This is a genomic window from Pseudomonas sp. 67(2021) (assembly GCF_017491835.1).
In the GTDB taxonomy this organism is placed as follows: Bacteria; Pseudomonadota; Gammaproteobacteria; order Pseudomonadales; family Pseudomonadaceae; genus Aquipseudomonas; species Aquipseudomonas atacamensis.
The window spans coordinates 1-237 of record NZ_JAFGYL010000125.1 but is presented as its reverse complement, the minus strand read 5'-3'; the positions used below and the strand labels follow the sequence as shown (position 1 = coordinate 237).

Genomic DNA, 237 nt, shown 5'->3' with positions numbered 1-237 from the left:
ACCACGTGCCGGTCAATGCGCTGTGGCTGACCAATGTGATGATCCAGATTTTCCTGCTGATCACGCTTTTTTCGGCGGGCACTTACACCAGTCTGATTTACCTGGCCTCGTCGATGATTCTGGTGCCCTACCTGTGGTCGGCGGCCTATGCCCTGCTGCTGGCGGTGCGCGGCGAGAGCTACGAAGGCTTTGCCGCCGAGCGGCGCAAGGATCTGATCATCGGCGGTATCGCCCTGA

Annotated in this window: 1 protein-coding gene; it reads left to right on the top strand. The window is 59.9% G+C overall.

The genetic code is table 11. From position 1 onward, the window contains the following. Positions 1–237 (top strand): amino acid permease (locus J5M66_RS26825; RefSeq protein ID WP_207810283.1); only part of this gene is annotated, 237 nt, incomplete at both ends.